Annotated in this window: 3 protein-coding genes; all 3 read right to left on the reverse strand. The window is 27.8% G+C overall.

Features of this window, described 5'->3' with window-relative positions; all coding sequences use genetic code 11:
• A partial coding sequence (locus L8W55_RS07765; RefSeq protein ID WP_263678118.1) for a hypothetical protein occupies window positions 1–322 on the reverse strand: 322 nt, incomplete at its 3' end.
• Between the two features lie 73 nt (window positions 323–395).
• The gene (locus L8W55_RS07770) at window positions 396–2,087 is read right to left on the reverse strand and encodes a P-loop NTPase fold protein (protein WP_263678119.1); all 1,692 of its coding nucleotides are present in this window, start codon (window positions 2,085–2,087) and stop codon (window positions 396–398) included.
• Window positions 2,087–5,872 (reverse strand): Eco57I restriction-modification methylase domain-containing protein, encoded by a 3,786-nt coding sequence (locus tag L8W55_RS07775; RefSeq protein ID WP_263678120.1) that lies wholly within the window; start codon window positions 5,870–5,872, stop codon window positions 2,087–2,089. Before L8W55_RS07775 ends, L8W55_RS07770 begins: the two co-directional genes overlap by 1 nt.
• Window positions 5,873–6,743 lie beyond the last annotated feature (871 nt).

Raw genomic sequence — 6,743 nt, forward strand, 5'->3', positions numbered from 1 at the left:
TAAAATATAAATTTTGCTTAATTTTTATTTTTTCTTCAGATGTATTTTCAAATTCTATTTTAAACTTGTTAAATTTAATTTGAAAATCCATATTAGATAAACTAGACAACTTTTCTAAATCTATTTTCAAATCCAAATTTTCTTGATTACTATGCACTATAAAAAATAAATTTTTATTCTTTTTTACATCATTATTATTTGTATTCTTATTGTTTATTTTTACATTAAAATTGTAACTATTTTGCATTCTAATAATATATTTTAGCTCGTCTTTAATTTTTTCTATTTCATCTTGCGATAAAGTCAAATTTTCGGATTTCATTTGCTGTCCTTTTTTATATATTTTTAATCCAATACTGTAAAGTTCGAGTATTACAAATTTAAAACAGTATTTTTTAAGGTATTTCTATATGAATAGCATTTGAATTTGTTACTAAATTCTTATATTTGGTTTCACAATATTTATCATATAACACAGGATATAAATCTTTATTTTCTATACTTCCAATATGTAAATTATGATTTGAATTAAAATATATTTTGAGATAAGTTAAAATTATAGGGTTATCAATCTCTATTTGCATATCTCTTGTGCAATTATTTTTTTCAATTTTTTCAATTATTTCTAAATTTTGAATAAAATCAGCATAACTATGTATCTTGTATAAAACAGCATTAAATTTTGGAATAGAATCATAATTTTTTTCTAATTCATTCAACAAGTGTGAATCAGATATTATATTACAATAGTTATTCTTTAAAATATAATTTTCATTTCTACTTATTGCTAATTGTAAACAACTTACTCTAGCTTCTTTTACACATGAAATTTCAGGAAAATTAAAATACCTATCCAAAGCTATAAAATTTATATATCCAAAATGAAATATAAAATCTGCAATTCGATGTTTTTTTTCTAGTTCATTTAAAATACACACAAAATTGTCTTTTTCTTTCAGCGCATCTCCGCAAATAGCCTTTCCAAGAATATTTTTAGCACGACACAATAAAGAAAAAAGATCATGCTCTTTTAAAATAACACACAGTTCTTCTTTTACATTATCACATAAAAAATAAGTAGCATTTTGAATGTAACCTTCTATTGCGGAATCAATAACAGCTGAAAAAATATGATTATTCATGTGATAGAATTTGTATGTTTCGTCGTTACAAAAACATTGTTTATCAATTTTACTTATTATACGATGTAATATATATTGATATAGCTCTTGAGGCATATTATCTTTAGATGCTTGTTCAGAAAAAATACAATTGAGAAAATCAAATATCTCCAAAATTTTATTGATTTTTCTTAAATTTCTAATTTTATAAATTTGCTCTAAGATACTTTCTTTATATATACGAGGGTATTTTTCTTTAATAAAAGAACCTATAACACTCTCTTTCATGTCAACACAAATTTCCAAATCTATACTTTTTTCTCGGTATTCTTTAAATATATCTTGTTGTTGTCTTAAACTATCTATATCACCTATCAAAACCACTTTACATTTTTCTTCTTTTAGTTTATTAACAAGTCCTAAAATATCTTTAATATCAAGCTTATCTGATTTTCTTTCTAAATCATCAAGACATACAATTATATTTTCGAAATTTTTTTCTATAAATAATTGCAAAAATGCACCTATAGACAATTTCCAAAAAGTTATATTTCGAATAAAATATAAAATCTTGTTATGCTTATAAGCTTTTAAGGTTATTTCTTCTAAAACTTCTTTATAATGTTCCTTTCCAAACAAAGAAACATAAACAATATTTTTTACTTGTTTGTTTGGATTTTCAATATAACTACAAAGATTAAAATACTTTATAATACTCATAAGAGTAATTCCAACACATTGTTTTATGATAGAAATTAATATTATTAAATGATTAAAAAAATTTGCATTGGACTTAAATTTTTTCCACAAACCTTTCTTTTGTATTATTTTTGGATTAATTTCGTTTTCAATTTCTTTCCATAAATAAGTTTTTCCAACTCCCCAGCCTCCATATATAAGTAAACTATGATTATTTTTATCTTCTAAAAATTTTTTAATCTGCTGCTTATAGTCAAATTCGCTCATTACTTACCTTCAATGATTTTTACTTCTTCTTCGTTTAGGTTGTAAAGTTTGTAAACGATAGAGTTTATTTTATCTTCTTGGGTTTTGGTGTTTGCGTTTTTGTCTTGTTCTTTTAAAACTAAAATCTCATCGACTAAGCTTATAAGCTCGTTTGCTAGTTTTTCATTTTTAGAATTTATTTTTGGTATAGGAAATTTTTCTACATATTGATTTGATAATAAAAAACCTTTATCTGAATATAAATGCCCGATATTTTTAAAATAATAAAATATCAAACTAGAATTTAAAAATCCCAAAAGATATTTAAGTTCATTTTTAGAATTTCCTACCATAAAAGCCATAGAATCCAATAAAACACGCTCGTTTTCTAAAATAAAACTCGGTTCTTGGGTTACTCTTTGCCAGCCTATCTTTTCTTTTTCGAATTCTTGATAATAATTTGCTCCCCATCTTTGCAAACAATACCACTCATAACGAATTCCTGTTTCAGCTTTATTTCTATTAGATAATTTTTCTTTATGTGATAATAAGTGATTATATAAGCTCGAATATTGTTCTTTTAAATCTTGTTCATTTTCTAGCATTGTTTTTGGCTTTTCAACATTTGGAAAATGCCAAGGTATAAATATCACCCAAAGCCCTGCCCACTCATAACTATATCTTTTTATATCTCTACCGCGTAGCATTTTGCGTATGAGTTTGGCGGTGCGTTCTTTTTCGGCTTCATCTTTGCATTTAGTTAAAATTTCATCTCTTTTTTCAGTAGTGATGATAAAGGCTTCATTAAGCCCTGTTAAAATTCCACGATATATATTAAGCCCATGCCAGTCTTTAAGCGGAGTGCCTATACACTCTATCTTTGCTTTTAGTGCGTTTGTGCTTTCATCGTTAAAAGTAAAGCTTTCTTTGCTTAAAGAATTTTGTGTGATTTTATTAAAATTTAAAATGCTTTCTATATTAAAATCATTTTCTTTTAAAAGCTCGGTGCTTGGGGCTAGGTACTTAAATTTATTATCTTTAGTTTTTGCTTTTTCAAAGCTTAGTATAGAAGTATCTACCGTAGCACTTTCAAAGACTTTTATGCCATTTAGATCGATGTATTCTAAAAGTGTGGTATTTTTGAGTAAAAACTCTCTTAAAGCTTCTCCATAACCTGCTCTTGTGTATTTGTTTGAAGTGATGAACGACAAAACACCATTTTGCTTTAGCACATTAAACCCAAGCTCATAAAAGTAAGTATAAATGTCGCTTGTGCCTTTATATACTTTATAGTTTTTGGCTAAATTTGGCTTTAACTCTTTGATGTCTTCTTGTCTGATGTAAGGTGGGTTACCGATGATGAGATCAAACCCTTGAAAGCTCCCGCCCTCATCAAGCACTTCGCTAAATTCAAAACGCCATTCAAAAGGATTTGCACTTTCTAAGTCAAATATACTCTCATAAAGCTTTTTAAGCTTTTTAAATTCTTTCTTAGCAGCACTTTCATCAAAGTCAAATTCAAACATATTTTTAGAGAAAAATGCTCTAAAATTCTCATCTTTTTCATCTTGTGCTAAAAAATCGCCGTATTTTTTAGAGTATTCATTAGCGCCGTTGGTAAGTTGCTTGATCTCTTTGGCAAATTTGTCTTTTAAGCAGAAATTTTTAAAAGACTCTTTGAGGTTTTTGATCTCTTTTGCGATGAGAGTTTTGTCGGTGTAAAAGCCTTCTTTGTAGTCTTTGACTATGCGTTTGTATTTATCCATGCGTTCTTTGATGTTTGGGTAGTGAGAAAGGCTTTTGTGAATTTCAAAATAACTTATAAGTGAATTCCCGCATTTTATGTTGATGTCAATGTTTGGTAGGGTTTTAAGATCATGATAGTTTACATCATCAAAGCTTTCATAAAAGCTGTGTTTTAAAAGCTCTATCCAAAGCCTTAGTTTAGTGATCTCACATGAGTTTGGGTTGATATCTACTCCAAAAAGGTTGTTTTCTATGATGTCTTTTTTACGCTCAAAAAGTTCTTTTTGACAAAGGTGGGTTTTGTCTTTGTCAAAATCAGGCCGTTTATACTCTAAAAATTGGCCTTTGTGATTTTGCACTAAAATTTCATCATTTTGCACGCTTAGGTAAAAGTCCTCTTCAAACAAACCAAGCTCATAATGCACCATAAGCATGGCATTTAAAGCTGAAACTAAAAAATGCCCACTTCCCACCGCAGGATCGCAAATGCGTATGGAATTTAGCAAGGCTAGTTTTTGCTCTTGAGAGATTTTTTCTTGACGCAACTGGATTCTTAGCTCGCTTAGCTTGGTGGCATTTAGCTTAAAAGTATGGTTAAACTTATCTAGCACGACTTTTTCTATGCTTGCTTTACACATGTATGAAGTGATAAAACTTGGGGTATAAAAACTACCTTCTTTGTAGCCATTTAGTTTTTCAAAGACATTTCCTAAAACGCTTGAATTAATGAGTTCTTTTTGTTTGATGAGTTCTTCGCTTTGCTCATCTGCTCCAAAATCAAAGCTGTCTAAAAACTCAAACAAATACTCAAGCAAACCTACTTTGCCTTTTTTACTTTTGCCTTTGTCATCTTTTAACTGCGTGTGCGGGTGATACTCTAGCAAGGCGTCATTTTCCAAAGTAGCGATTTCTAGTGTGGTTTTTTCGATGGCTTGTTTTTCAAAAAGCGATGAATTTAAATAAGGCAAATAGCTAAATTTACTCTGCGTCCTTGTGTGCTTTTCTTTAGCTAAGATATCAAAGAAAAGATGTGAAAGGGTAGTAAAATTTGGAATTTTTTCATAGTTTAGAAATTTAAGGGTTTTATCATCATTAAATCTAACTAAATTAGACTCGATAAGCTTTAAAAATAAAATGCGGTTTAGCCAAAGTATGATGAATTTTAACACTTCTTCAAAGTCATGCTTTGGAAGCTTGCTCGCTATGAGATGATAAAGTGTGCCTTGGGCTTGTTTGCTTTGCTCACTTTGTGTGATGATGAATTTAGAAAGCTGTTTACTCTCGCTTAAACCCAAGATGTATAAAAGCTCTTTATAGAATGCGTTGTTTAGTGAGTTTGCGTCATTTGGGCTAAATTCATTTAGCAAAAAGTCTCTATGAAAGGTTTTAAAAATGCTTGCTAGGTTTTTGAAATTTGACTTTTGCTTGTCTTTTAAAAAGGCTAAATCGATAAAAAAGCCTTTTAAACTTTCTTTGGAATTTTCTATAAGTTTGCTTGCTTCTTTGTAAAATTCATCAGTGTTGCCTTTAAAAAGTGAATTTGGGCTTTGAAATTCTTCAAAAAGCTTTTTAAAGCTTGTGTTTTTATAAAAAAGCTCTTCAAACTCACTAGCTTTGAAAATGTAGAATTTATAAAAGTCTGTGATGATGATAAATTTCAAACTAAAGCTATGCTCTCTGTTTCTAAAATAATACAAAATGGCTTCATGCAAGGCTTTGGAATTTGGCTTTGTATGGGTGATGAATTCTTTTGAGTTGGGCTTTTTAGCTTCGATGAGAACTTCTAAGTCTTTGCTAAGCTCATCTTTAGCAATGGCTAAGTCGATCTCGCTTTTGCCTTTTTGCTTGGTTTTGATGTGGGTTTTGAAATTTAGAGTGGTTAAAAATGGACTAAGTGTGTTAGCTACAAGATAATCTTCATTTTCACTTTGTGAGCTTTCAAGCCTTTCTAGATACTGCGTTAAAGCCTTGCTAAAAGTGTCAAATTCATTTTGTGTAATTTGCTTTTTGCGGTAGTAGGGGTTGAAAAAATCTTTTTCATTTAGCAAAGTAAAGTGCATTTTTAACCTTTATAAAGAATATTTTGTATTTTACTAAAATTTACTTTAAAGGATTGAAAAGAAGTTAATTTAATCATTGTCATCCATACTATTTTCTCATCTCATTATATACTATATCTAGATATAACAATTAACAAAAACTAAAAAATCCACCAACCAAAAAACAATTAATCTTTATCAAGCATATTTATTCTAGCCCAACAATAAAATTCACCTTACAATATACAAATAAAACAAGTCTAATTAATTCTATAATTTTATAAAACCACAACACTATTTAATTCAAATACCAATCTTTCCAATCCAAACAAACAACAATCTAAGTAATAACTAACAATAAAATATCACCCAACCCATCAAATAAACCATTAAAACAATTCAATAACTAAACAACTAAAAAACTAAACAACTAAAAAACTAAACAACTAAAAAACTAATTTTTCAGATTAATAAAAAACCAAAAACATAAGCAGTAAAAACTAAAAAACCAAATTTATCAAACTCGCTATAAACATTTTAAACTTAAAACGACTAAATCCCCAAATAATATAAATCTAAAAGCTAAATCACTAAAAACACAAACAACTAAAAACAAAAATAAAAACCATGGTAAAAAATAAAACAATAAAGAATAAAAATAAATTAAAAAATAAAAAGGAATACAATTAAATAAAAACCATAAAAAATAAAATAATAAACCTAAAAACCGTAGAATAGATTAAAAAAATCATAAAAAAATTTAAAAATAAAAACAAACTACTACTAAAAAAATTAGTAGCCACTCAAACTAAAACATCTAAAAAATAAAACAATCCAACTAAATAACTAAATTTTAAAAACCATAAAAATTAACAATAAACATCCTACCTAA

The organism is Campylobacter sp. FU_520 (assembly GCF_025772385.1).
GTDB classification, from domain to species: Bacteria; Campylobacterota; Campylobacteria; order Campylobacterales; family Campylobacteraceae; genus Campylobacter_D; species Campylobacter_D lari_C.

Excerpts from the sequence above, each read along its gene's own strand:
- L8W55_RS07770 (WP_263678119.1), bottom strand. The coding sequence starts at position 2,087 with ATGAGCGAATTTGACTATAAGCAGCAGATTAAAAAATTTTTAGAAGAT.
- L8W55_RS07775 (WP_263678120.1), bottom strand. The coding sequence starts at position 5,872 with ATGCACTTTACTTTGCTAAATGAAAAAGATTTTTTCAACCCCTACTAC.